This window comes from Wandonia sp., from assembly GCF_984588085.1.
This window is the reverse complement of the sequence record NZ_CFIGVI010000001.1, coordinates 142,281-168,154: the sequence shown is the minus strand read 5'-3', so window position 1 is coordinate 168,154 and position 25,874 is coordinate 142,281. Positions and strand designations below refer to the sequence as shown.

21 protein-coding genes are annotated in these 25,874 nt (G+C 39.4%); 7 read left to right on the top strand and 14 right to left on the bottom strand.

What is annotated here, in order from left to right:
• Positions 1-9 precede the first annotated feature (9 nt).
• Genes AC4PL9_RS00730 through AC4PL9_RS00720 form a run of 3 tightly spaced genes read right to left on the bottom strand, consistent with a single transcriptional unit; the run spans position 10 to position 2,677 of the window.
• Positions 10-1,020 (bottom strand): radical SAM/SPASM domain-containing protein, encoded by a 1,011-nt coding sequence (locus AC4PL9_RS00730; RefSeq protein ID WP_491602880.1) that lies wholly within the window; start codon positions 1,018-1,020, stop codon positions 10-12.
• The gene (locus AC4PL9_RS00725) at positions 1,020-1,643 is read right to left on the bottom strand and encodes a hypothetical protein (RefSeq protein ID WP_491602879.1); all 624 of its coding nucleotides are present in this window, start codon (positions 1,641-1,643) and stop codon (positions 1,020-1,022) included. Before AC4PL9_RS00725 ends, AC4PL9_RS00730 begins: the two co-directional genes overlap by 1 nt.
• Positions 1,640-2,677, bottom strand: a complete 1,038-nt coding sequence (locus AC4PL9_RS00720; RefSeq protein WP_491602878.1) for a tetratricopeptide repeat protein — start codon at positions 2,675-2,677, stop codon at positions 1,640-1,642. The genes AC4PL9_RS00725 and AC4PL9_RS00720 overlap by 4 nt, the downstream gene beginning before the upstream one ends.
• A 176-nt stretch (positions 2,678-2,853) precedes the next feature.
• Here AC4PL9_RS00720 and AC4PL9_RS00715 point away from each other — a divergent pair, with 176 nt between their 5' ends.
• On the top strand, positions 2,854-4,560 hold the full coding sequence (locus AC4PL9_RS00715) for a phytoene desaturase family protein (protein ID WP_491602877.1): 1,707 nt from the start codon (positions 2,854-2,856) through the stop codon (positions 4,558-4,560).
• On the opposite strand, the gene AC4PL9_RS00710 is transcribed toward AC4PL9_RS00715, so the two are convergent.
• From AC4PL9_RS00710 to mgtE, 6 genes are all read right to left on the bottom strand, one after another.
• Positions 4,557-6,035: a hypothetical protein gene (locus AC4PL9_RS00710; protein ID WP_491602876.1), complete on the bottom strand. Its 1,479-nt coding sequence runs from the start codon at positions 6,033-6,035 to the stop codon at positions 4,557-4,559. The genes AC4PL9_RS00715 and AC4PL9_RS00710 overlap by 4 nt on opposite strands.
• A gap of 82 nt (positions 6,036-6,117) precedes the next feature.
• Positions 6,118-7,197, bottom strand: coding sequence for a dual-specificity RNA methyltransferase RlmN (gene rlmN / locus AC4PL9_RS00705; protein WP_491602875.1), 1,080 nt, complete (start codon positions 7,195-7,197; stop codon positions 6,118-6,120).
• A 55-nt stretch (positions 7,198-7,252) separates the two neighbouring features.
• Positions 7,253-9,121: an LTA synthase family protein gene (locus AC4PL9_RS00700; RefSeq protein WP_491602874.1), complete on the bottom strand. Its 1,869-nt coding sequence runs from the start codon at positions 9,119-9,121 to the stop codon at positions 7,253-7,255.
• A gap of 107 nt (positions 9,122-9,228) precedes the next feature.
• Positions 9,229-10,074, bottom strand: coding sequence for a DUF2911 domain-containing protein (locus AC4PL9_RS00695; protein WP_491602873.1), 846 nt, complete (start codon positions 10,072-10,074; stop codon positions 9,229-9,231).
• A gap of 105 nt (positions 10,075-10,179) precedes the next feature.
• A complete protein-coding gene (locus AC4PL9_RS00690) occupies positions 10,180-11,133 on the bottom strand; it encodes an NAD(P)-dependent oxidoreductase (protein ID WP_491602872.1) in 954 nt (317 codons plus the stop codon).
• Positions 11,134-11,137: 4 nt separating this feature from the next.
• A complete protein-coding gene (gene mgtE / locus AC4PL9_RS00685; protein WP_491602871.1) occupies positions 11,138-12,487 on the bottom strand; it encodes a magnesium transporter in 1,350 nt (449 codons plus the stop codon).
• Between the two features lie 306 nt (positions 12,488-12,793).
• Here mgtE and AC4PL9_RS00680 point away from each other — a divergent pair, with 306 nt between their 5' ends.
• From AC4PL9_RS00680 to AC4PL9_RS00665, 4 genes are all read left to right on the top strand, one after another.
• On the top strand, positions 12,794-14,374 hold the full coding sequence (locus AC4PL9_RS00680; protein WP_491602870.1) for a hypothetical protein: 1,581 nt from the start codon (positions 12,794-12,796) through the stop codon (positions 14,372-14,374).
• Positions 14,375-14,433: 59 nt separating this feature from the next.
• The gene (locus tag AC4PL9_RS00675) at positions 14,434-16,047 is read left to right on the top strand and encodes a sensor histidine kinase (RefSeq protein WP_491602869.1); all 1,614 of its coding nucleotides are present in this window, start codon (positions 14,434-14,436) and stop codon (positions 16,045-16,047) included.
• Positions 16,044-16,739: a response regulator transcription factor gene (locus AC4PL9_RS00670; RefSeq protein ID WP_491602868.1), complete on the top strand. Its 696-nt coding sequence runs from the start codon at positions 16,044-16,046 to the stop codon at positions 16,737-16,739. Before AC4PL9_RS00675 ends, AC4PL9_RS00670 begins: the two co-directional genes overlap by 4 nt.
• 111 nt (positions 16,740-16,850) lie before the next feature.
• The gene (locus AC4PL9_RS00665; RefSeq protein WP_491602867.1) at positions 16,851-17,546 is read left to right on the top strand and encodes an energy transducer TonB; all 696 of its coding nucleotides are present in this window, start codon (positions 16,851-16,853) and stop codon (positions 17,544-17,546) included.
• A gap of 64 nt (positions 17,547-17,610) precedes the next feature.
• On the opposite strand, the gene fumC is transcribed toward AC4PL9_RS00665, so the two are convergent.
• Positions 17,611-18,996 (bottom strand): class II fumarate hydratase, encoded by a 1,386-nt coding sequence (gene fumC, locus AC4PL9_RS00660; RefSeq protein ID WP_491602866.1) that lies wholly within the window; start codon positions 18,994-18,996, stop codon positions 17,611-17,613.
• Between the two features lie 133 nt (positions 18,997-19,129).
• On the opposite strand from fumC, the gene AC4PL9_RS00655 reads away from it, so the two are divergent.
• Entirely contained in the window at positions 19,130-19,288 is a 159-nt protein-coding gene (locus AC4PL9_RS00655; RefSeq protein WP_343785047.1) for a hypothetical protein, read from the top strand.
• Positions 19,289-19,480: 192 nt separating this feature from the next.
• On the opposite strand, the gene AC4PL9_RS00650 is transcribed toward AC4PL9_RS00655, so the two are convergent.
• The 4 genes from AC4PL9_RS00650 to AC4PL9_RS00635 all read right to left on the bottom strand — a co-directional run bounded on the left by AC4PL9_RS00650 (position 19,481) and on the right by AC4PL9_RS00635 (position 25,553).
• Positions 19,481-21,313: a T9SS type A sorting domain-containing protein gene (locus AC4PL9_RS00650; RefSeq protein WP_491602865.1), complete on the bottom strand. Its 1,833-nt coding sequence runs from the start codon at positions 21,311-21,313 to the stop codon at positions 19,481-19,483.
• Positions 21,314-21,410: 97 nt separating this feature from the next.
• Positions 21,411-23,552 carry a T9SS type A sorting domain-containing protein gene (locus AC4PL9_RS00645; RefSeq protein ID WP_491602864.1) on the bottom strand — a complete coding sequence of 714 codons (2,142 nt, stop codon included), beginning with the start codon at positions 23,550-23,552 and terminating at the stop codon, positions 21,411-21,413.
• Between the two features lie 76 nt (positions 23,553-23,628).
• A complete protein-coding gene (locus AC4PL9_RS00640) occupies positions 23,629-24,432 on the bottom strand; it encodes a nitrilase-related carbon-nitrogen hydrolase (RefSeq protein ID WP_491602863.1) in 804 nt (267 codons plus the stop codon).
• Complete coding sequence (locus AC4PL9_RS00635; protein WP_491602862.1) at positions 24,420-25,553, bottom strand: methionine aminotransferase; 1,134 nt, start codon at positions 25,551-25,553, stop codon at positions 24,420-24,422. Before AC4PL9_RS00635 ends, AC4PL9_RS00640 begins: the two co-directional genes overlap by 13 nt.
• A gap of 37 nt (positions 25,554-25,590) precedes the next feature.
• Between AC4PL9_RS00635 and AC4PL9_RS00630 the strand changes: the two genes are divergently transcribed.
• Positions 25,591-25,866, top strand: coding sequence for a hypothetical protein (locus AC4PL9_RS00630; RefSeq protein WP_491602861.1), 276 nt, complete (start codon positions 25,591-25,593; stop codon positions 25,864-25,866).
• Positions 25,867-25,874 lie beyond the last annotated feature (8 nt).

The window sequence follows — 25,874 nt, the reverse complement described above, 5'->3', positions numbered from 1 at the left end:
AATTGTATGTTACACCCATACTTTTGCTCCCTCCGAACAGTTCGTACAAATGTCGATCTGATTCCGTCGGGTAATGATCGCCTTTCGCATCGCTGCGTATTTTTCTCCGAACCAGATTGTACGGAAAGAATGTATTTTTAAATCTCCCAACTGGTGTTGAGCATCCTTGTCAAAACAACAAGGGACCAAGATTCCATCCCAGGTAAAAACAGTAGAACTCCACATTCGCCAGCAATGATTTCCTGTTTTTGCCTTCAGCGAATAAGTCCCATCATTATTACGTTTGTATCTGCTGTAACTTGTATCCGATGGTAATAATTCGTTCCCGTTCTTATAATCATATACCTGAACACTTTTCAATCGCACCTCATCTACTCCCAATTCATTTGCCAACTGACGAAGTTCTTCAATCTCGTGTTCATTTTGGCGAACTACTAAAAACTGAAAAATAAGATGTGGCGTTGTGCTTTTTAGTCTACTTTTTGCCGCAACTATTTGTTTGGTTCCTTCTATCACCTTTTCCAGATTACCATGAACCCGGTAATTTTCATACGTCTTCTGGGTTAAGCCATCAATAGATATAATCAACCTGTCTAATCCCGACCTCACGGTTTCCTCCGCTTTCTTAGCTGACAGAAAGTGAGCGTTTGTAGAAGTTGCCGTGTATATCTTTCTTTTCTTTGCCTCCTGAATCAAGGTAGTAAACTGAGGGTGCAAATACGGTTCTCCCTGAAAATAGTAATTGATATAAAAGACTCCGGAACCTACTTCATCCAGAATCTTTTTGTTCATATCCAACTGTAGTTTTCCTGTTTTTCTGGTAAACTGCTTCAATCCACTCGGGCACTCAGGACACCCCAGGTTACAAGCCGTAGTCGGTTCAATGCTTAACGCATAGGGTGTACCTGCGACTTTTGCCAACTTTAAATACCTTCCTACAAGGAAAGAACCTTTCAAAAGAAACAGATTCCATACTCTTTTAAAAGTTAGTTTTCGGATGATATTTAATGTATCTTTCATCAGACCTGGTTTCTAAGCACCCTGTTTTCCAGCTTTGGGTAAAGATACAAATCAAAGCCTAATTTTCCGGCAACCAGTATCCATAACCAAATCTGATCCGGTATAGGAATCCATACGTTTGCTCCGAGAAATACAATTCCTGCAACAGCAAATAAGACAAATACCCAACGGGCTATGGCAGACAATGATGATACAGTAAAAAAGCGAAAAGTACCATTCATCAGGAAAGTAAGTTTGTAATTCTGATAATTCATAAGGATAATAAGGGGCAACAAAATGATTCCCTGCGGAATCCCTAACTCTTTATACGTAAGGAAATCAAGTAGCGAAGCCATCAGGTTCATATCCTTATAAACGAATAGGATTCCCATCTCAAAACCAATCAATCCCACCAAGACAAAAAAGTAGTTTGTCAGATAAGGTCGATAATTCTGAATAGTAAGTTGTTTCCCGGTTCTATACGTATTTACCTTCCCTGCTTTTACAATAAACAGTACCAACGAAGCCAGTACATCAAGATAATAGAACAGCAAAATGAAGTGTAAATTCCAATCCCACCAATAGAATCCCAGAATCGGAATGAATAATTCACCTATTGCCTGTATTATAATCTGGTTTCTCACAACTTCAACAGATCATTAATCTGTTCCTGTGCCCCTTTATACTCCGGGTTTATTTTCAGAACGTTCTTAAAACACTCAATCGCTTTATTTCGATTGTTTTTTTCCACCTGAGACAACCCCAGGTTATACCATGCATCCGCATAATTCGGTACTATTTCCAATGTTCGTTCGAAAAAATAAGTGGCACTATCCATTTCGTTCTCAAGAACTAACTTGATCCAACCCTGATTATAATAGGCGATGAAATAGGTAGAGTCATACTCCAGAATTTTGCGATATAAATCCTGTGCTTCCACTTCTCCATTGTGGTATTGAAGATACAATGCCATCCCATGTAATGCTTCTAAACCTGCCGTATCAATTTCGTGAGCGGCTTTATAGTATTCATACGCTATCGGATCATTCTTTTGTTCAAATAAGTTTCCCAGTGCGATAAATCCACTATAAAAATCGGGGTCCATTTCAACAGCTGTCTGGTACGAGGAAATTGCTAACTCAGTCTTATTTTGTGCTCTAAACATTAATCCTTTTAATTCATAGGCATCCCTCAGGAACTTATCTCTTTTTAATGCCTCATCTGCAAACTCAAATGCTTTTTCATAGTAGTCTTCTATCGCATATGTTCTTGCCATTCCCAAATAGGCCTGCGCATTGGAAGGGTCATTTTCAATAACATAACTGTAGTCTTTTCGGGCAGCAAGCACTCTCGTCATCGCCAACATATAATCTCCATGTGCCTTCCGGACATCTAAATCCAGAGAGTCGAGGCGAAATGCTTTTGACATATCCGAGAATCCCTCATCCAATCTATTTATACGCATCAAAAGCAATGCCCGCTCCGTCAACAATTTTGAGTTATCCGGATCAGACTCCAGCTGTCTCCCTAGATCAGCTAATTTTTTCTCGTGGTCAACCGTTTCTTCGACTACTGCGATAGTCTCCTTCTCTTCTTCTCTTTCCTCCGGTTTATTCTTTGTATCATCGCAAGAAACTATTAAAAACAAGGTAAACACCAGAGATATTGTTATTTTCATGAACTTCATTTCATCATTTTCTTTGTAAGAACGTAAAATTACTAGATTTTGTTGAATAGGACTGCCCGCTAATCAGATATTCTCCCCCGTTCAGAAAGTAAATTGCTACCTGATAAAAACAAAATCAGTCCCGTAGTGTTTCACTTTATAGTATATTTACAACTCATTACAAAACTGTGAAAGAACAAATCAAAAGTCATTACGATGTGGTCATAATAGGAGCCGGAGTAAGCGGTCTGACATCTGCCGCCCTGTTAGGCAGAGCCGGTCTCTCTGTTGCTGTACTTGAAATGGATGCCCGTCCAGGTGGTTATCTGGCCGGGTTCAGACGTAAAGACTATCGGTTTGATTCAGCAATTCACTGGTTGAATCAATGTGGCCCCAAGGGATTTGTACACCGTATCTTCGGTGCAATCGGAACAGACTTCCCTGAAACGAAAGATCAGATTAACATCCGGCGGTTTATCACACAGGATATTGATTTTCTTCTTACAAATACACCGGATGATTTAAGGGATGAGCTTATACGAGAGTTTCCTCACGAAAAGAAAGGTCTACTTCGATTTTTTGCCACGGCAAAAAAAATGGCCGGAGCTTTTGCTAACTATTCAACCAATTTCAGGGATATGCAAACCCGAAATGTATTCGGGAAAGCCTATTACGGGTTAAAATTGGCTAAGTTCGGGCTCACTTTTGTCCCTCATGTATTTTACGGGGGAGAAAAAGGTGTGATAAAAGGCCTTAAAAAATATTTTTCCGATCCCAAGCTTTTGCAAATCTGGGCAGCAGAAGAGGATCTTTTATCCTGCTTAATTCCCATTGCCTGGGCGTACAATAAAGATTACCAACTTCCACCGAAAGGTGGCGGGCAGGTTTTTCCCGAATGGCTGGAATACGTTACCAAATCGCTCGGCAATCAGATATTTTATCAGACAAGAGTAAAAAAAATAGTTCATCAGGGCGACAAAGCCACACACATTCTGGCTGATCACAAAGGAAATGAACTGACTTTCTCTGCAGATTATTTTGTCGCTGCTTGTGATGTCGAAACACTTTATGAACGAATAATGGACCCGGAACTATCTGATACCGGGTTTCTTAACAAATTAAAAAATGCCGAATTGTATAGTTCGGCTGTTACACTTTCTATAGGTCTCGATTGCCCTGCTGAAGAACTTGGATTCAGAGATGAGATGTTGTTAATTGTAGATGCAACTGTCAAACGTTCTGATCACAACTCCGGTGACCCCCATAAAAGTGATCTGAGTGTCCTTGCCCCCACTACACGCGACAAATCAATGGCGCCGGAAGGGAAAGGAACTTTAACCATTTATGCGCCTGCCCATTTTCACCAATACAATAACTGGGGGGTCGATTATGATGACAACGGGAATATTATTCGCGGGGACCGGTATAAAGAGATAAAACAGGAATATGCTGACATTCTAATAGCAAGGGTAGAAGAAGCTATGGATACAGATATTAAATCACATATTACCTACCTCGATATCGCTACTCCCATTACGCATTATCGGTATACCGGGAATAAAGACGGAACGATGATGGGAGCGCGCCCCGGAAAAAATAATTACCAGGCGCGTATTGCCCACTATAAAACACCTTTGAAAAATGTTCTGTTAAGCGGTCACTGGGCTAACCTTGGTGGGGGTGTTCCAATTGCTGTTTCAACAGCTGCCAATTCATCACTGTTGATTTTAAAACACCTTAAACCCAAAATTTTCTCTGCGTTGGGAGCTTATTTCGATGGTAGAATTGATAAATCAAAACTGGATAAAACTCCCGGGATTGTAAACTATGCTGAAGATTGGCAGATGAAGCCTACCCCGGCAGAAAAGAAAGCGGAACGGGAAAAAGATGCTTAATCAATCCTTATTACACGGTTTTGTTTTACTCTTTCCCCCATTAAAAATAGTGAACCGTCCTTAAACTGGTTAGCCGTTCCCGGGCGAAAATTCATTTTCAGATCAGCTTTATAAATTCGTTCCTTTTCAACTTCCCCTTCTTCACTGACTACTACCATTACTCCTGAGTTTTTCCGATAGTTACTCATTATCCGGTAATCGGAAGGAGAGGTAAGATGTTTGTTGAAATTTTTATCGTTATCGTTGTATAAAACCGCAATTTTATCTGAGTACTCTGCCAAAAACACAGAAGAATACATCCCCATATCGTTATTTGTGACCTGGTATTTGGGAATTACTATATTCCGGATCGGAACTCCGGTTTCATCAAGAATATTGACAAAGACTTCCTGAAAATAATACAAATCCGTATAGGATGTTATGTCCGTACGCATATCATATCTTGGGTTAACCTCTTTATAACTTCTCTCCCCTACTACCACATAATTTCCGTTTGAAAACCGGTGGAGTTTTAGCAATTTGACGTTGGTTAGCGATAAGTTTGAATAATCAGTTAAATGAAAATCCCTAATCGTAATTTCTTCCAATGCCGCATCCCGGATTTGTAAATCAGGTGTCAGAAATACAGTAAAAATGCCACCGATTTGCTCTTCCGGCTCATTGGAAAAATAACCTGCAACCACTATATCATCTCCTGACTTGAGCAGCTCTATCTGTTGAATCCATTCGTTCTCCAACCTTAACTCAAGCTCTTCCACTTTCCGATTTGTTACATCGAAACTTAATAATGTGAACTTGTTGTTCTCCTTGATGATATTAAACTCGTTCGAAATATTCATTTTCTGCTCAGCCAGACAATAGATCCTGTCCGGCGCATCAGAAAGAAGTGTCAGAAAACTGAAATTGTTGTCTTTATTCGGCAATTCCACATCCCATGACCAGTTAAAGTTCAATGCTGCGTCAAAATTTTTGATTGTGATTTTTTGGTTTTGAAAACTCTCAAACGGATGCAAAGTCATCACTGTCAAAAACGCATCAGAGGTATCCCCGATAATATGAAACTCCGTTCCGGGGGGATTATTCGCAGCCAATGTATCAAGGCATATCGGATCAGCGATATTTCCTTTTTCATCCACTCTATGGGCCATCAGAAATCTTTCTTTTGTTTTCCGGTTTTTCGCCTCGGACAACAGAAAGATACCTCCCTCTAAAGAAACAATTTCAGTCGGTAACCATTCTATATTCTCATCAACAGGAGGTGTGATGTCCACCTGTCCGATTTGTTCAAGACTATTTCTATTATATCCCGATAAATAGATAGATCGTAATCTTCGCAACCCAAATTCTGTTTCGACACCATATACTGTTGAATCCTTTATCCCGAAAAAGCCCTGAAACTGTATTTTGGAATTCGTTCTGAAAACCGGACCTGTATATCCTTGCTCCTGTCCGTTAATCAGCAGGAATACAAACATAAAAAAAGAGGTAATCAACAACCGGCTCATTACTCCGAAGATAAGGAAGTTTTTTCACCCGTTAATCGTCTGATTTGAAAATCTACTTTAGAATGCGGTTCTCTTCGTTGGCAACCTTATTTTTATTTGCCAACTGACCACAGGCAGCGTCTATATCTTTTCCTCTGCTTCTTCTGACATTTACAATAATGTTTCTTTCTTCAAGAAATGCCGCAAAACGATCTACCCTTTCCGGTGCAGCCTGTTTGAACTCACCATCATCAATAGGATTATATTCTATGATATTCACTTTACAGGGTACATTTTTACAGAAAACGGCTAGTTCTGCCGCATCTTCTATTCCATCGTTGAAATCCCGGAAAATGATGTATTCGAATGTCACTCGCGTACCGGTTTTATCGTAAAAATATTTTAACGCCTCTGCAAGTGCTTCAAGATTATTTGTATCGTTAATCTCCATGATTTTGCTGCGTTTAGTATCATTCGCAGCGTGAAGCGACAAAGCAAGGTTAAATTTCACCTGATCGTCTCCGAGTTTTTTAATCATTTTGGCAATTCCGGCAGTAGATATGGTAATACGCCGGGGAGACATTCCCAATCCTTCTTCGGAGGTAATTAGTTCTACCGAACGAAGTACATTTTTATAATTGAGGAGGGGTTCTCCCATCCCCATATAAACAATATTCGAAAGTGGTTGATCGTATCTCGTCTCCGCCTGATTTTTGAGATAAACCACCTGATCTACAATCTCTCCCGCGGTAAGATTCCGCAGCAATTTGAGTCTTCCAGTCGCACAAAATTTACAGGCAAGACTACACCCAACTTGCGAAGAAATACACGCTGTAGTTCTGGAAGAAGTCGGTATTAGTACACCTTCCATCACCTGATTGGTTCCGGTAATAGAAAAAGCACATTTGATGGTCTTATCCGAACTGATCTGTTGATCATCCAGTGTAATTCCATCGATAAAGAAATGATCCTCCAGTTTTTTCCGTAGCTCTATTGACAGGTTGGTCATTTCTTCAAATGAGCGGGCATTTTTTTTCCACAACCATTCATACACCTGTTTTGCACGGAATTTTTTTTCTCCCAGCTCCTCCATTTTGACCTGAAGAGCAGGAAAATCAAGATTTCTGATATTTAGTCCCGAAGTGTTTACCATTTCACTGCAAAGTTACGACGAAAATTACAGTTGATCAGCATAATCCTGAAATGAATCAAAGTGCTTTAAATTCTTCCCAAAGTACTTTCAGATACTTTCGGGTTTTATCCATCTTTTCATTGATTTGTTCTTCCGAAAAAGTATTTGCTGTAAATCTTTCGGCATTCATAAACCAGAACATATCCCCGTCCTCATCTTTACATCCGTATCCCAGTGAGCTGGAATAAACGGCAAACGGATAAAAGTCGGGACTCATAATATCTCTGCTCCAGGGATAATCGTCCGATGGAATCTCCATTTGGTACAACAAAGTGGAAACAAAATCTGACTGTGTTGCAATTTTGTCCATATCAAAACCACGAAACTCTTCCGTAATCAATGGCCCCCAAAACAACAACGGGACTCTGAAATACGATGCAGCCGTAGCATTCTGATTAGTTGGTGTTGTCCGACCATGATCGGCTACAAACACAAAAAGTGTGTGCTCAAACCACTCTTCTTTTCGGCAATTTTCCACAAATTCATATAACGCGTGATCCGCATACCGGATACTATTCATAATTCCCGCTTCATCTCCTTTCCAAAAATGCTTCCACTTTTCAGGAATATCATACGGAGAATGTGTACTTCCGGAAAATGCAATTTGTAAAAATGGTTCTTTGGTTTGGTTAATCTCTTTTAAAAACTTTTTGTAGAGGTCTTCATCATACACATTAAGTACACCTCTTTCTAACCCGGAGTCAAAATCCTTTTCGTCCATCACCTTATCAAATTGGTGATCCAGAAAATACCCTCCTATATTTCCATACTTCAAGTCTCCTCCAAACAAATAAGATGAGTAATATCCGTACGGTTTCAGTGTCTGATTCAACGATTTAAGTTTTCTGCTTTTCTCAGGATGCATTGTCAAAGAAACCTGTGGGAGAGCCGGATACCCTCCAAAAATAGCCGCATTGCCAATCTCAGAGGTTCCGGCAGCAGCATAAAACTCACTACAATACACCCCTTCACTGATCATTTTATCAAAATGGGGTGTTGTTCCCTCATGAAGACCCGAGTAACTGATCGCATCTGCTGCCCAGCTTTCCAGTACAACGACAATTATATTCGGTCGTTTTTCAGCAAGAAAAATAGCATTGTGATCAGTTGTGTAACTGAGAACTTCTGTCGTAAATTCTTTTGATTCCTCCAGTGTCACCTCTTTCAGATATTGATCTAATTCTACCTTTCCGTAAAGACGTAAACTGTGTAGAAAGAAATAGGTTGAATTTACAGACACATCGTTGAGAACCGGATTTACCGAAAACATAGCCGAATTAATTCCTATTGGAATTGGTTGCCAGCCTCCTCTCGCACTCAGAAAAGATAAACCACCTAGAACAACCGTCATACCCAAAACGGATACACTGTGCCGTAGAGGAGAAATAGAATGCGAAGGCTCAAACCGAAACATCTTCTTCAGTAGCTTTATACCAAACAGCATTTCGAGAAATACGTATAGGAAAAAGAAAAAATAATTGGCTCCCGTGGCAGTCCGGAATACTTCATCCGGGTTAATTAAATGATTAAACACACGTACGGAAAGCTTGTGCATCCATTCTCCATAGGCATTTATTTCTCCCACATGGATCATAGAAACCAACAACAAAATAATGATCTGCTCCCATTTCATTATCTGCCAGGCTATCATACGTATTTTACCTTTCGAAAGGCGATACAATAACCAAAAAGGCAATGTAGCCAATGCGATAAAACCGATCATTGCCAGATCCAGACGGAAGGATTGAAAAAATACTCCCAAAAACTCTCCCCATCCTGACGAGAGAACCAGATCTGCATGATGTATTGAGAAGAGAAACCGCTGAAACGTAAATACCAACCACCAGAATACGACAAACTTCAAAACCTGTTTACTACTATCCAACGTATGTTATTATTGTTTTAAACAAAAGTAACATTAATATAAACAGAAAAACAAAAGAGCCGAAGCGATCTGTGCTCCGGCTCTAAAAACTAAGTTTTATTCTGGAATTATTTCCACTTCGCCATTTCCGACTCAATCATTCGTTTATACGAGAACTCTTTTCCACTCTCTTTTGCTTCTTCTTCACCAAGTTTAATTGCTTCCTTAGCCGAAGATCTTGCCGAATCATATTCTTTTTTCGCGGCATAGATTCTTGCCTCAATCAGTTTATGCAACCATGACGACTTGATTTCATTTGCCTCCTGTATAAATTTCAATCCCTTATCCAGACGTTTTCCTGAATCTGCACAATAACGTGCCGCATTTCTCAATACCATTGCATCCTTTGGGTTCTTTTCAATAGCTTCTTCAATTCCGGCCCATGCTTTAGTATCAACATCCACTTCAATTGGAATACGGATTTTAACTTTATCCCACTGCAAAACAAGATTGGCTTTATCCCAAACTACTTCATCAAAATAGAATAACATATTTTCAGTAAACTGTGCCTCTTCAGGTTTTACTGCAATTGTTAACACATCATCTTTCGGATCATAGTCATTTGTTCCCCAGGATTCGATATTTGAAGAGAACATTACCTGCCAGGTATCCTTTCCGGGCTTTACTAAAATAGCGTATTTCCCAGCTTTCAACTCTTTTCCTTCAATCTTAATATTGTCTTCTATTTCGATTGTTGTTCGTTCGTTCGCACCTACACGCCACATCTCTCCATAAGGAACTACATCCCCAAAAATCGTTCTGTTTTTTACTCCCGGACGGCTGTATTGTATTTCAATATCAGTCAAACCTACTGTTTGCTCCACCTCTGCTAACGGACTTGTTCTGGGTAACTTCTGCGCTACCGAAGTTGTTGCTATAGCTAAACCAATAGCCATTACTGCTAATCTCTTCATATTGTTCTCTTTTGTTTACAATTCATTCGACACCTCCTAAACTTTTTAGGCACTTGTGCACACGAAACTACTAATAAGGAAGGAAAATACAAAGGTTCAATCAGGTTATAACGGGGAAATTTCACTTAGTATTTTGTCAGCCAGCACATCGCTTAACAAGAAATAACTTTCTTTTGTCCAACCACCAACATGCGGACTTAAAATTACTTTCTCCGAATCCATCAACTTTCTGAAAATTTCAGGCAACTGATCTCCTTCAAACATATTTTCAAAGCTTGATTTTTCAAACTCCAATACGTCCAAACATGCTCCTGCGACCTTCCCCGAATCAATAGCTTCCAGAAGATCGGCAATACGAACAATTTTCCCCCGCGAAAGATTGATCAGAAAAAAGGGTTTCGCAAACCGGTTAAAAAAAGTTGCATCCGCCCAATACATGGTTTCTTCATTCTGTGGAATATGAAAACTCACCACATCAGCCTCCTCAAAAATACGCTCCATAGAAGATTCTTCCACCTGTCCCAGAGAAAAACCTGTTTTGTACTTATCATACACCAGAACATTCACATCAAAACCACTTAATTTTCTAGCAAAAGCCTGCCCATTGTTTCCGAAACCAATAATTCCAACTGTTTTTCCGTCCAGTTCAATCCCCCTGTTTCCTTCACGATCCCAAACTCCGGAACGAATTTCACGATCGCCCTTCAACAGGTTGTTGAATAGCGCCAGTAACATTCCCAATGCATGTTCCGCCACAGCATTTCTATTCCCTTCAGGGGCATTAAACAACCGTATGTTGTTATTCTCACAAAATGCAAGGTCAATATTTTCCATTCCGGCTCCCGATCGGGCAATAAATTCAAGTTGTTCCGTAGAAGAAAGTAATTCAGAATCTAAAGGAAACCGCGAACGAACGACAATTCCTTCGGCTTGCTGTACCAGTACTTTCGCCTCTTCATCTGAAATTTGCGTAGCATCAACACATTGAAAACCTGCTTTCGTAAGTCGTTTTTCAAGTATTTTATGAACAACATCCAGGAAAATAACTTGTTTTGACATGATCTTAATATAATAATAAACTCACAGCAAAATAAACAAAGAGTCCGACAACATCGTTTAGTGTTGTAATAAAAGGACCTGTAGCCAATGCAGGGTCAATGTTATAATGATCCAGAATCAGTGGAATCACTGTTCCAAAAAATGAAGCGAAAAGAATTACGGTCATAAGCGCAACACTTACCGTTACACCTAAACGAATATCCTGGTAAAAAATATAATTAAAGGTAAAGATTAGTGCAGCACATATTGCTCCATTAAGCAAGGCTACTGACACCTCTTTTGTCAACCGAGTTTTCAGGTCAGTTGTTCGCAATGTATTATTAGCAAGGCCCTGCACGATCAATGCGGATGATTGTACCCCAACATTTCCTGCCATCGCCGGAATAAGTGTTATATAAATTGCCAGCATCGCATGAAGTTCGATCTGAGGCTCAAAAGTTTTGATAACCTGAGCACCTAGAAGACCTCCAAAAAGCGCAATAACCAACCAGGGTAAACGCGCACGAGTTAATCTGAAAACACTGGAACGCGCTTCTACATTCCCGGAGATACCGGAAGCCATCTGGTAATCCTTTTCCGCCTCTTCCTGAATAACATCGATAATATCGTCAATAGTAATCCTACCTATCAACTTGTTTTGTCTGTCAACAACAGGAATACTCTCCAGATTATACTTACTCATTTGTTGCGCAACAAACTCCTTTGTATCATGCGCTTTAACCGAAATAATCTTCTTATTACTGTAGAGATCTTCAATCAAAGACTTAGGGGAGGCAAACAATAATCTTTTTAATGACAGAAGACCGATAAGTTCATTCTTTTCATCAACTACATAAATAGTGTAAACCTTCTCAACTTCTTCCGCCTGACGACGCAATTCGGCAATGCAACGCATCACAGACCAGTTCATTTGAGCCCGGATGAACTCTTTCTGCATCAATCCCCCGGCCGAATCCTCATCATAATTCAGAAGGTCTACAATTTCCGAAGCGACTTCATCATCTTCAATCTGGGAAATAACTTCTTCCTGTATATCTTCAGAAAGTTCTCCCAAAATATCGGCAGCATCATCCGAATCCAATTGCTCCAGTTGCTCGGCAATCTCTTTAGAAGAAAGAATTTTCAAAAAACGCTCCCTGACATCGTCTTCCAATTCCATCAGTACATCTGCACCCGGTTCATCATCCAAAAGGGAGAAAACATACTTTGCCTCTAGAGCATCCAGCTCATCAATAATCTCAGCGATATCAGCGGGATGCAGGTCAACTATTGCACTTTCAATAAAGCTGCTGTTCCCTTCTTCAACGGCTTGTCTGATTTGTTCTAGAAATTCCTTCGTAACTTCGAATGCCATGCGTTGAAATTTGTGCAAAGGTACTTGATTTGTTTGGAAATGAAAAGTCCCCTTACTCCTTATAAAACAGAAAGTTCGCCTAGGCGAACTTTCTATATGCTATTAATCGAAAAACGCGGAGTAATACTCCTTCCCACTTAAGGGCTTTAAACTGCCTGTATCTGTATTGAACCATCAGGTTCGTAACAAATATGTGAAGGAAAGTCTAATTCCACAATCTTTTTTTTCATATATTCACGATATCAAACCAATAATTAAATATTATAAAAAACTAAAAAACAACAATTTAATGAAAAAATAACTACGATGACTAAAAACATAACTATTCATCTCGTTCAACTTATTCAGTCGTTAAGCTCCTCCGAAAAACGATCTTTTAAGCTTTTTGCTAAACGGTCGGGTAGCAGTACGGAAAGTTCAAAGTTCATTCTGTTATTTAACTTTATTGACCGATTTCCTAATTACGATGATACGCTATTTCTGAAAAAGCATCCGGAGATAAAAAAGATTCAACTCCCGAACATTAAGTCTCATTTATACCATCAAATCCTAAATAGTTTACGGAATTTGCATTCCGGTCATTATAAACTAATGGAACTCCGTGAGAGTCTGGATCACGCTTATATACTCTACATTAAAGGACTACATTCTTCTGCCTTGCGCATAATTGAACGAACTAAATGTAAAGCCGAACAGGCCAATGACAGGGTACTTCTACTGGAACTTATTGAGTTTGAGAAAAGAATTGAAGCTCTTTATATAACCCGGGGATTTAAGGATCGCGCTGCACAACTGATTGAAGACAGTACCCGACTCAGTAATCAGGTAAGTAAAACTGTCGCTTATTCCAATTTAACTCTTGAACTGTACGGATTATACACCAAAGTGGGAGTTGTCCGTAACGAAAGAGATTTCCAGGTTATACAATCCATGTTTGAAGACAAACTTCCCAAGTTTGAAGCGGAAGAACTCGGTTTTCATGAGCGATTGATGCTCTACAACGCATACGTATGGTATCATGTTATCACACAGGATTTTTTAATGGGATACCGATATTCCCAAAAATGGGTGGATTTATTCGATGAATTCCCCGCAATGAAAACTATTGAATTTGAGATGTACCTTAAAGGGTATAACAATTTACTCCTTGCGCTTTTCAACATCCGGAATCACCCGAGACTTACTCAGGCAATCACTGACTTTGAACAGCTTGAGATGCCGGATTACAGAGGAGACAATGTAAATGTACAGTACTATCTCTTTTTGTACACAGCACTTATAAATAAACACTATCTGGAAGGATCGTTCTCTGAAGGGACAAAACTGGCAGAGACTATAGATGCGTTTATAGATCGCCATGCACACATTCTCGACCAACACCGAATCATGGTTTTATATTACAAAATTGGTTGCCTATTCTTTGGCGCCGGGATGAATAAAGAAGCTATACGTTATCTCAACCGTGTTATTCAGTTCAAAGTACAGGCATGGCGGGAAGACATCCAGTCTTTTGCAAGAATCCTGAACCTCATTGCCCACTATGAGTTAGGAAATGATATTCTGGTAGAATATCAGGTAAAATCAGTGTATCGTTTCTTACTAAAGAAGAATGATTTAAATGGTGTACAAATTGAGATTCTTGGGTTTCTGCGTAAATTACCTTTAAGTTCAAAGGATCAGGAGAATCTGGCCTTCGGAAATCTTCTTGAAAAACTGGTCGCTTTAAGTCATAAACCTTATGAAAAAAGACCTTTCCTGTATCTGGATATTATCTCGTGGTTAGAATCAAAACTAACGGGAAAAACTGTTCAGGAAATTGTACAATTAAAATTCAAAGAAGAACAGCGTACCGGAAAGCTACTGTACTTCCCTGTTAAAAAAAGTTAAGCCCGGACTAATTTCAAGATTTATGAGTTTTTTTGTTGATAGAATTGTACAATAAATAGTTGGATAAAAGACGACAATATTTCATTATAGCTGTCATTAGTGTTGCACTACTGACATTAATCGCCCTTCAGTTTTTTTGGGTAAAGGAGGCTATTGGCCAGGAAAAAAAGGACTTTGATGAAAAAACACATACAATTCTCGAGCGTGTCGCCCTTCGACACGAGAAGTCAGAAGAGTATCGTAAGTACCGGGAATTATTAGGACAGAATTTTTCCGGGAAATATAAAGATGTTCTGAAACAGGAATTCCAAAACCTGATGTCAGTAAAAGAAAAGGTGGAGATCAAAGACACCATTATTAACATCAGAGGCGAAGAACTCAATTATCTTATTATTACCGGTAAAGCCGTTGATACGATCACAGGCATTGAGGTTCAGCATCGTGTATTAGCAAGAAATGTACAGGAATTTCATGAGCTCATCTCTCCTGAGAATAATTATATGTCACTGGACACAACCGGCAGGATGATGGAATGGGATGTGCGTGCTGCACAAAACCTGTTCAAAAAATCAAAATATATTAATGAGCTGATGGTTCAGGCTTTCCGGGAAGACCTTTTTATGAAATCCAGTGAACGCATTGATCTTCATTTGCTAGATTCTATTCTACAGGAAGAGTTATATCTGGGAGAGTTAAAAACCTCTTATAAATACCGGGTTATTGACGAAAAGGGAGAAGTCTTAAGTGTTCCGGACAGCCTTCCTAATTATTCTAAGTCCCTAAAGAAAATTAATCATACCGCCCAATTATTTCCGGCCGAGTTGTTTCATGAACCACTCTACGTGGAGGTCTTCTTTCCTGACCAAACTACATTCCTGTGGAAAAAAATACAGGGAGTTGCCATAACAGCTTTTCTCGTTGTATTACTTATGATCATTTCATACTGGATCATGTACAAAACTCTGTTAACACAACGCAATCTTTCCGAGATGAAATCAGACTTCATCTCCAATATGACGCACGAATTTAAAACTCCGATTTCAACAATATCCCTGGCTTGCGAAGCCTTACGGGATGCCGATATATCGAAAGCAGATCCTGATGCAACCTCTTCCTTTATTAGTATGATCCAGGAAGAAAACAAGCGTCTGGAATCACTCGTAGAGAACATCCTCCAAATTGCAATTATAGAAAAGGGCGAATTAAAAATTAACAAAGAAACTATTGAATTCAATTCATTGGTTCATGCAGTACTCAATAAAGTGAAACTCCGGGTAGAGTCACTGGGGGGAACATTACACAACGAAGTTGCTATAGGTTCTGCAATGGTGAACGGAGATAAATTCCACCTTACCAATGTCGTCAATAACTTACTGGATAACGCTATAAAGTATTGTGACAAACAACCCGATATCAGAGTTATTACGAAAACAGAGGGGCATTATGTCATTCTCGAGATCATTGATAACGGAATTGGAATGAAAAAAGAGCATCTTTCAAAAATATTTGATAAATTGTACAGGATACCCACAGGCAACGTACACAATGTTAAAGGGTTCGGACTTGGATTGAGCTATGTAAAATCAATTACAGACCTTCACAACGGCAGTATCGATGTGGAGAGTCAACCTGGTGTCGGAACTACTTTCAGGATTAAACTTGAATTATTATGAGTAAACAAAGAATACTACTGGCAGAAGATGATGAAAATCTGGGAAAGCTTCTTACAACTTTCCTCAAAGCAAAGGGATTTGATACGGATCTTGCTGTCAATGGAAAAATTGCATTCGAAAAATTTAACACAAAAAAATACGACTTCCTCATTCTCGATGTAATGATGCCTGAACGCGATGGCTTTGCTGTTGCTGAAGATATCCGCAAAATCGATAAAGAAACTCCTATTTTATTCCTAACAGCCAAATCAATGAAGGATGATAAACTGAAGGGATTCGCCATTGGAGCAGATGATTATCTTACCAAACCATTTTCAATGGAAGAGTTGCTTGCCAGAATCAATGCAATCAACAAACGAATGTCAAAAAATGACTCATCCTCAGCACCAGTAGAGACTTTTACTCTGGCATCTGCCTCATTCAATCCCATTACCAGAGTTCTCACCATCTCAGGAGATGAAAAGAAACTCACAACAAAGGAAAATCAACTTCTTCATCTTTTGTGTAAAAGCCGTCCGGATGTACTGGATCGGGAAGTGGCTTTGCGGGCAATCTGGGGTGATGACAATTACTTTAACGGACGATCCATGGATGTTTATATTGCCAAGTTAAGAAAGTTACTTCGTGACGAAAGTCGTATTGAAATTATTAACATTCATGGCAAGGGATTCCGATTGATTGTCAATGAATAGCTTTAACAAAAGTTAACAAAAAAACATCTGTACACCCTGTAAATAAAGGAGTTTCAACTTTGGCATAAAGATTGAATGTAGATTATTAATATTTAATTAAAATCTATTAGTATGATCGCAAAAAAAAATCCGAAGTTAAACTTCGAAAGAAGAAGATTCGCCTTCTTCCAGATCGGCTTAATTGTAGCCGGAACTATGACGTTGGTTGCTTTTCGTTGGGCAACACCGACCGGAATTACGGAAAATGAAGAAGTTGCCCCGGAACTAAAACGGGACCTCACCTACGACATCATTGAAAAACCAGAAGTCATTGAACAAAAACAACAAGTAGCTAAACAGGAAAGAACTGTAGCTGTTGTAACAGACATTGTAAACCCTGTTGATGATCTCAAGAAAAAAGATGATGGCCTTATCGAACCATTTATTGAACCCGGAGACTTCAAAATAGGAACCTCTACTTCTCTCCCTCCCGGAGATCCGGTTCTCAGTAATGAGCGTTTTGAAATTGTAGAAGAAATGCCTGAGTTTATCGGAGGAGAAGAAGCTATGATGAACTATTTCGGAAAAGCAATAAAATATCCCGAAATGTCTGTAAGAATAGGTGATCAGGGACGTGTTTATGTCAAATTTCTGGTAAGAGACAATGGAGCTATCAGCGATGTTCATGTCGTTAAGGGAGTAACTCCCGAATTGGATGCCGAAGCTATCCGTGTCGTTAAAAAAATGCCGGATTGGAAACCCGGAAAACAACGAGGACGCCCTGTTAATGTTTGGTATGTAGTACCTATTAACTTTAGTCTGAAATAAAACAACACCCGATCGCAAAAATAGCAAAGGAGGTAAGCAAATATGTTTACCTCCTTTCTATTACTTATACCATATTTTCAGGTTTTACCCATTGGTCATACTCTTCCGCTGTGAGGTACCCCAAACGTACCGCCTCTTCTTTTAGAGTTGTTCCATTTTTATGAGCAGCATTAGCAATCTCTGCCGCTTTGTAATACCCTACATGCGTATTCAATGCTGTCACCAACATCAATGAGTTATTCAACAATTCGTTAATTCGCTCGGCATTTGCTTCAATACCCTGAACACAGTTCACCTCAAAAGAACGACAGGCATCACCAATTAATCTTGCTGATTCAAGTAAATTCGCAATCATAACCGGCTTGAATACATTTAATTCATATTGCCCTTGAGAACCGGCAAATGAAATCGTTACATCATTCCCGATGACCTGCGCGCACACCATGGTCAACGCTTCAATCTGCGTCGGATTTACTTTTCCCGGCATAATTGAAGACCCGGGTTCATTGGCGGGTAGAATTAGTTCACCAATCCCCGATCTTGGACCAGACGCCAACAAACGTATATCATTACCGATTTTATATAATGAAACAGCTATTTGTTTCAATGCTGCATGTGTTTCAACAATTGCATCATGTGCAGCAAGTGCTTCAAATTTATTCTTTGCTGTCACAAACGGCAGCTCTGTAAACTCCGCAATTTTTTCCGCAACAAGAGCTGCATACCCCTCCGGAGCGTTAAGCCCTGTTCCGACAGCCGTTCCCCCCAAAGCTAATTCTGAAAGATGTTTCAAGCTATTCTTTAATGCAGTCAATCCGTAAGTTAATTGAGCAGCATAACCTGAAAATTCCTGCCCTAATGTAAGGGGGGTTGCATCCATAAGATGTGTTCTTCCTATCTTAATAATTTTATCAAATTCTGTTGATTTTTTATGAATCGTTTGTTGCAATTGTTCTATTCCGGGAATTGTATTTTCAACCAATAGCTTGTATGCTGCAATATGCATCGCTGTTGGAAAAGTATCATTTGACGACTGCGACTTATTTACATCATCATTGGGTAATACAACTGGTTGATCTTGTCCGGGTTTTCCTCCGCTCAGCACGAGAGATCGATTGGCGATAACCTCATTGACATTCATATTTGACTGTGTCCCCGACCCTGTCTGCCAGATCACAAGCGGGAACTGTTCATCATGCTTCCCCGAAATAATTTCATCACAAACCTTTGAGATTAGATCTTTCTTTTCTTCACTTAGTATACCCAAATTATGATTGGTATGCGCTGCTGCTTTCTTTAACACTCCGAATGCATGGATTATTTCAAGCGGCATGGAAGCAGGTGTTCCTATCCTGAAGTTATTCCTTGAACGTTCTGTCTGAGCCCCCCAAAGTGCATCAACAGGCACCCTTACTTCTCCCATCGTATCTTTTTCTATTCGATATTCCATAATTTTTATTTGTAAAACTGAATTATTTATTACTTTTACAACGTCGGATATTATCAAATTTACGAAAGTTAACCGATAGTTAGAAAACGGGAAAACGCTTTATCCCTTTATTAGTGAGAAAAAATAATGTGATATGACAGTAGTTGGAATTGTACTTTTCTTTTTATTTGGCGGAATGGCATTTTGGTTGTTATTGTTCCTTCTTGGATTTGCTGTTCCCTATTGGGTAACATTAGGATTATTTGAAGCAATTCGCCCGAAAAGAGTGTTAGAAGACAACGACGAAGAGTAGGATTTAAAATCTCTTCATAATAGATATTGGTAACCACCTCATATTTGGGGTGGTTTTTTTGTATAAAACACTCCCGATAACCGAGTTCAAGTGTTTACCAATATTCTGCCTACGCATTGCGTATATAATCTAACCACAAAAAAGAAGGCTACCAAAATTGATAGCCTTCAAAAATTATCTTGTATCAAAGATTTACTTCTTCACTACAAACTTCTTAGTAACCTTAGATCCGTTAGCAACAAGTGTATATGTATACATTCCTTCTGCCATTGCTGACGTTGAAATCGCCATTGTGTGAGATCCTGCTGCCACATTTGACTCTTCCGCCGAGTAAACAAGCTTTCCTGCCATATCTCTAATTTCAACCGCTACATCTGAACCTTCGTTCAACGAGTATGCGATAGTCGCATTATTAGACGCTGGGTTCGGGTAAAGTGATACATTAGAAGACTCAATTACATTATCTTCTACGCTCAGGTATGTTCCGAAATCCAATCGTACCACAGGAGCATCAACAAGATCTCCGTCAGACGCAAGGCTAATCATTCCTCCATCTCCTACTCCAACTACAGTACCAGAAAGTGTAAATCCTGCAAGAGCAATTGGAACTTCAGATCCAGAGAAGAAACAAGCCACCGGAAGAATAATATCTCCCGCCTGAAGAGACACTGGGTTTTCAAACTGTACATTCACCAATGTACCAAAATCAGATGCCTGAACCTCATGAGTCAATGAAATATCAACATACTCATACCCTGTTCCAGGCGTAAATTTGAATAACTGAACAAATAGTCCATTCCCGATATAAGGAGTTGGATCTGCTGCAGGATAAACCCCTACCTGAACTCTCTCCAACATAGCATCTTCGAAGATTTCAAAATCAGCTCCAATACCTGGGTCAAGCGCATTGTTTGCCCATCCTGTAAAGGCTCCAGAATAAGAACCAGCTGTACCATCAAATCTATCAACCGCCATCACTTTAGATGTTACTTCAAAAGGCTCAACTTTTGTTGCTTTCGAAGGATCTACAAATGGTTGATCTCCTGCTACAGTCATTGTAAAATCATATACACCCGCAGTTGCAGGAATTAGGAATCCATTTGGAGACTCAATAGATAAAGAATCTTCTGCGATTGGAGCAACTGCTACTGCTGGTGTTGTAAACGTATATCCAGAAGCATTAGACGCTGTAAATGTAAGGTTCTGAGTTGTAGAACCATCATTAATAATATCACCTCCAAAAGTAATTTCTGTTGAACCATCTACCTGAGAAACCGGGAATTTTGTATAATGCAATCCTGCTGCTCCAGCTATTGAGTAAACATTAAGAAGTGCTACATCATTCTCATACGCTTCAATAATATTTACATCATCAATCATCCATGCATAATCCCATGCTCCCTGATATCTGAATCGAATATAAGCCGTTGAACTCCCTCCAATTACTCCTGACATATTTACCTGAACAACAACCGGATTTTCTGTAGCCGAATTCAAAGGAATGTCCTGATGTACCTGAACCGTTGTCCAATCCGTACCGTTTGTACTAGCTTCAACAAAACATTCTCCTGCATAAGCGCGGTAATAGGACTCAAACTGAATCAATACAGCAGCATTTCCAGTTAAATCAATTGGGTTAGCATTACCGATCCAAGAATTTTGAGTACTGGTACCTGAACCCCAACCATCTGAATCAAACAAGGCAAAATTTCCTCCGGATGTAGATGCAATAACCCCCATTTCAACAGAGAACTCACCAGTAGGTGCTGCCGTTCCAACAACCCAGTCAACAGAAGGGGTAGAATTATTACCTACACTCCAATCTGTAGGAGTACTAAAATCTGAAGACCAAATTATATCTCCTTCAGCTTTTGTTTGGTAATGATTTGAGATTGATTTCCCCTGTGTAGTCAATCCATTTTTTTTCGGATAAGACTCAACAGTACTAACTCCAGTGATTCCCTGACCAAAAAGGACAGAGCAAGAGAAAATAGCTGTCGATAATAAAGTTAATTTTTTCTTCATACTTAAGTGTTTTAAACTAATTTACAACATTTTTCTTAAAAAAAAAAGAGGACAGGATTAGAATCCTGCCCTCTTCATAAAAATTTTCTTTAAAAGCCTATTTTTTCACTACAAACTTCTTAGTAACCTTAGATCCGTTAGCAACAAGTGTATATGTATACATTCCTTCTGCCATTGCTGACGTTGAAATCGCCATTGTGTGAGATCCTGCTGCCACATTTGACTCTTCCGCCGAGTAAACAAGCTTTCCTGCCATATCTCTGATTTCAACCGCTACATCTGAACCTTCGTTCAACGAGTATGCGATAGTTGCATTATTAGACGCTGGGTTCGGGTAAAGCGATACATTAGAAGACTCAATCACGTTATCTTCCACGCTTAGGTATGTTCCGAAATCCAATCGTACTACTGGTGCCTGAACAAGATTTCCATCAGATGCAAGACTAATCATTGAGTTATCTCCAACTCCAACTACATTTCCTGCTGTTGTGTATCCTGAGAACGCGATTGGAACAACTGATCCTGTAAAGAAACAAGCAACTGGAAGAATAATATCTCCTGCCTGAAGAGAAACTGGCTCTTCGAACTGAACATCTACCAATCCTCCAAATTCTCCTGCCTTCATTTCATGCTCCATAGAAATCGCTACAAACTCATATCCTGTACCTGGAACAAACTTAAACAACTGAACAAAAAGAATATTATCGATATACTCTGCCTCATCATTCACAGCAGAGACACCTACCTGAACACGTTCCAACTCAGCATCTACGAAAATTTCATAGTCTGTTCCGATCCCCGGATCAAGTGCTTCATTTGACCATCCTGTAAATCCTCCGTTGAAAGAAGCTGCTGTACCGTCGTAGCTATCAACCGCCATCACCTTATTAGTCACTTCAAATGGGTGTACTTTAACATCATCAGCAGTGTTATTCAATGTAATATCCTCTACCGTAGAAACTTCGATTGTTGCATCACCATTTCCTGTAGAAATAGTAATAACATCTCCTGAAACGTATCCTGAACCAGCGTTGTTTACAGTAACCGCAGTAACAACTCCTGAACCATCCGTTACAACATCAACAGTAAGACCTGTTCCTGTACCACCTGTTACAGCAACGTCAGCAGCATCTGCATACCCTGTTCCTCCAACTAGTGAAGTATTATCCAATCCTGTAACAACTCCTGTAACAGGGTTAGCATTCATTAACTGATATGTAAAGTCATAAACACCAACAGTAGCAGGAATTGTATATCCAATTGGTTGATCAACAAATAATGAATCGAATGCCAAAGAAACAACTGAAGAAGCAGGTCCGTCCTGATTATATCCGGCAGCATTTGACACATTCAATAACGCATCAATATCCTGACTTCCTACATTTTGCATTTCTGCTCCAAAAGAAACTTTAGTAGTCCCGTCTACCTGAGTAACAGGAATTTTCGTGTATTTCAATCCTGCTGCACCAACAGAACTGAAAATATCATTGATTTTTACGTCATTTTCAAATCCTTCTACGATACGCATGTTATCAACAAACCAACCATAAGTTATATAAGACATACTTTGACCATTCATTCCTCCGTTCCAGTAAAGACGTATCATAACACTTGAAACATCACCTGAAAGGTATGGTTCCAGATTAAATCTACGTGTCATCGGTTTGTCGTATTCTGAACCTCCTGAAGCCGTCAACATCTCCAAATCATTGTTTGTCGCAACTGTAACCCATGAGGCACCACCTGTCAAACTGATCTGAACAACCTGAGAATCTGCAAACAAAGCTCCATATTGCTCAAATTCAAGATGAGGAACCGGTACACCTGTTAAATCGATTGAACCAGTATATGTCAACGTAAAAGGACCAGCATTAACTTGATTTCCTTGAGTAGGGTCATTATTGGCAAATCTAGCAAATTCACCAGAAGTCCCCATATCTCCTCCGCTGCTATATCTCCAGCTATTTGCTACAGTTGCTCCAATAGACCAACCGTTTGTCTCATAAGCATTTCCAGGCCCTGCTGCAACCCACTCTGTAGCATCCTCAAATTCATTTTCCCAAACAGTGTCACCACCTGCTTTTTCAATAGAACCTACATTAAGATTAGGTTTAAGGACAGATGTATTTAATTCTGCTCCTTTTGTTACATCTTCTGCTAGTAACATTTTCTTTGCCTGCCCCATAGAAACACCTGAAGCTAAAAGCAAAGTAGAAAATAGAATAACTTTTCTTTTCATGATTATTAAATTAATAAGTTCCGAAATTAATAAAAAAACTCTGATAATCCATAATAAACAGTACAATTAACAAGGGTTAAAAGATTCTAACATTTTCTTTCCTATCTTTTAAAAAAGCTAATTTCTCTCTTAGACTTTCTAACTCTGTTCGTGATAATACAGATTTAAAAACAATCTCTTCAGAATTATCGTATTTCTGTAAAATCTCCCCCTGCCCATCTACCAATTGAGAATGACCATCATATTCAATACCATTACCATCTGTGCCAACCCGATTTACTGCCAACACATAGCACTGATTTTCAACTGCTCTTGCAGGAACAAGAATATCCCAATGTTTAATTCGTCTTGTTGGCCAGTTCGCATTATACACTAAAAGGTCATACAACGGTTTCCCGTCTTTCCCAATACTATTTCTAGCCCCTTCAGGAAAACGAAGATCAAAACAAACCTGAAGTTTTATCCGCCAACCTTTGAATTCTAAAATCTTCTCAGTCATCCCGGGACTAAAAACTTTTTCCTCGCCGGCAAGTGAAAAAAGATGCATTTTATCGTATTTTTTTATATGCCCGTCAGGAAATACTGCAACCATCCGATTATAAAACAGACCTTCCTCCTCTATTATGAGAGAAGCTATCGTAAGACAATTGTATCGGGCACTCACCTTTTTTAACCAATCAACCCCTTCAGATTGGCTCATCGTTTCTGCCAACGGTTTTGCGTTCATCGTAAAACCGGTATGGAACATTTCAGGGAAAAGTAAAACATCTACATCAGACAAATCACTTCTCTCAAGTAAATTCTCAAAATGCTCCAGATTCTTCCCTTTATCCTCCCAGAATTGTCTGGATTGAACACCCGCGACTACTAAATCTGACATAATATATCTCCTGCTTTTGAAAGCGTCTCTTCATCCTTTGCAAAGCATAGACGCAGGTAGTTTGTAAAAGGTTGGGAAGTATAAAAAACAGACAAAGGAATCGTTGCTACCCCTTTCTCTTTTGTCAACCAGACCGCATAATCGACATCTTCCATGTCGGTAACACCTGAAATATCGACTACCTGAAAATAAGTGCCGGAACAAGGCATCAACTTCAAAGAGGATTCACTCAAACTATTAGACAAAACCTCTTGCTTGGCTCTGTAAAATCCAGCAAGTTCTTTTATTTCAAAAATCTTTAGATATTCTGCTATCGCAGATTGGGCAAAATGGCTTACTGAAAAGACCAGGAATTGATGCACTTTCAGAATCTCTTTCATGATTTTATCCGGAGCTGTAAGATACCCGACTTTCCAACCTGTCGCATGCAAAGTCTTGCCAAAAGATGAAATACAAATTAACCGGTCAAAAAGTTGAGGATAATAATTAAAACTTACGGGCTCACCTAAAAAATTAATGAATTCATACACCTCATCTGCAAGAATGAAACAATCCGGGTACTTTTCAAGAACACCTACCAGACTATCCATTTGTGCTTTGGTAAAAACGGTTCCTGTTGGATTATGCGGATTATTAACAATAATCATTCGTGTCCGTGAATTTAAAGCATCCTCTATCGCATCTATATCTAACCTGAATTGACGATCTAAAGATACATGAACCGCTTTCGCTTTTACAAGGTCAACCGCAGGTCTGTAGCAATCATAAGCGGGATCAATGATCAACACCTCATCCCCTTCATTAACGAGAGCCTGAACAACCGTAAAAATTGCTTGCGTTGCTCCTGCTGTAACCAAAATGTCATCAACACCAATCTTCCGTTGATATTCCTGATCAACCACTTGCCTAATCTGCTCACGTAATGTAAGAAGGCCTTGCATAGGTGCGTATTGATGAACATTTTGATGGATGGTGTCAGCTAGAATCCTTTTAAAGTCTTCCGATACCGGAAAACCAGGAAAACCCTGCGACAGGTTGATTGCACCTGTCTCTGCAGCCAAAGCGCTCATTTGTGTAAATATGGTTGTTCCTACATTAGGAAGCTTTGATGTAAGTCTCACTTTTGTATCTTTGGTGTTTTATTTGGATAAAGTTAAAATGAAAAAACGAATTTTAAGTTTACTGACAGTATCATTCTTTTTGTTGACTGCCTGCAGCTCAAAAAATGAACTGTGTACTTGTATCGAAAAGGGAGATGAGCTCAATCAATTTTCCAGCGAACTACTGAAAAGTGACGTCATTACTGAAGAGCAGGAAGAAAAACTCCAATTACTTAGAGAAGAGGTAGATGAAATTTGTGATCAGTTTAAAGAAATGGGACCCGAGCAATTATACGAGCTCAGAAATGAATGTGGAAATTTCCCTGAACCCTGATCCAACAA

Coding starts and splice junctions, on each gene's coding strand:
- AC4PL9_RS00730 (WP_491602880.1), bottom strand. CDS start 1,020: ATGAAAGATACATTAAATATCATCCGAAAACTAACTTTTAAAAGAGTA.
- AC4PL9_RS00720 (WP_491602878.1), bottom strand. CDS start 2,677: ATGAAAATAACAATATCTCTGGTGTTTACCTTGTTTTTAATAGTTTCT.
- AC4PL9_RS00710 (WP_491602876.1), bottom strand. CDS start 6,035: ATGTTTGTATTCCTGCTGATTAACGGACAGGAGCAAGGATATACAGGT.
- rlmN (WP_491602875.1), bottom strand. CDS start 7,197: ATGGTAAACACTTCGGGACTAAATATCAGAAATCTTGATTTTCCTGCT.
- AC4PL9_RS00695 (WP_491602873.1), bottom strand. CDS start 10,074: ATGAAGAGATTAGCAGTAATGGCTATTGGTTTAGCTATAGCAACAACT.
- AC4PL9_RS00690 (WP_491602872.1), bottom strand. CDS start 11,133: ATGTCAAAACAAGTTATTTTCCTGGATGTTGTTCATAAAATACTTGAA.
- mgtE (WP_491602871.1), bottom strand. CDS start 12,487: ATGGCATTCGAAGTTACGAAGGAATTTCTAGAACAAATCAGACAAGCC.
- AC4PL9_RS00680 (WP_491602870.1), top strand. CDS start 12,794: ATGACTAAAAACATAACTATTCATCTCGTTCAACTTATTCAGTCGTTA.
- AC4PL9_RS00670 (WP_491602868.1), top strand. CDS start 16,044: ATGAGTAAACAAAGAATACTACTGGCAGAAGATGATGAAAATCTGGGA.
- AC4PL9_RS00665 (WP_491602867.1), top strand. CDS start 16,851: ATGATCGCAAAAAAAAATCCGAAGTTAAACTTCGAAAGAAGAAGATTC.
- fumC (WP_491602866.1), bottom strand. CDS start 18,996: ATGGAATATCGAATAGAAAAAGATACGATGGGAGAAGTAAGGGTGCCT.
- AC4PL9_RS00655 (WP_343785047.1), top strand. CDS start 19,130: ATGACAGTAGTTGGAATTGTACTTTTCTTTTTATTTGGCGGAATGGCA.
- AC4PL9_RS00650 (WP_491602865.1), bottom strand. CDS start 21,313: ATGAAGAAAAAATTAACTTTATTATCGACAGCTATTTTCTCTTGCTCT.
- AC4PL9_RS00645 (WP_491602864.1), bottom strand. CDS start 23,552: ATGAAAAGAAAAGTTATTCTATTTTCTACTTTGCTTTTAGCTTCAGGT.
- AC4PL9_RS00640 (WP_491602863.1), bottom strand. CDS start 24,432: ATGTCAGATTTAGTAGTCGCGGGTGTTCAATCCAGACAATTCTGGGAG.
- AC4PL9_RS00630 (WP_491602861.1), top strand. CDS start 25,591: ATGAAAAAACGAATTTTAAGTTTACTGACAGTATCATTCTTTTTGTTG.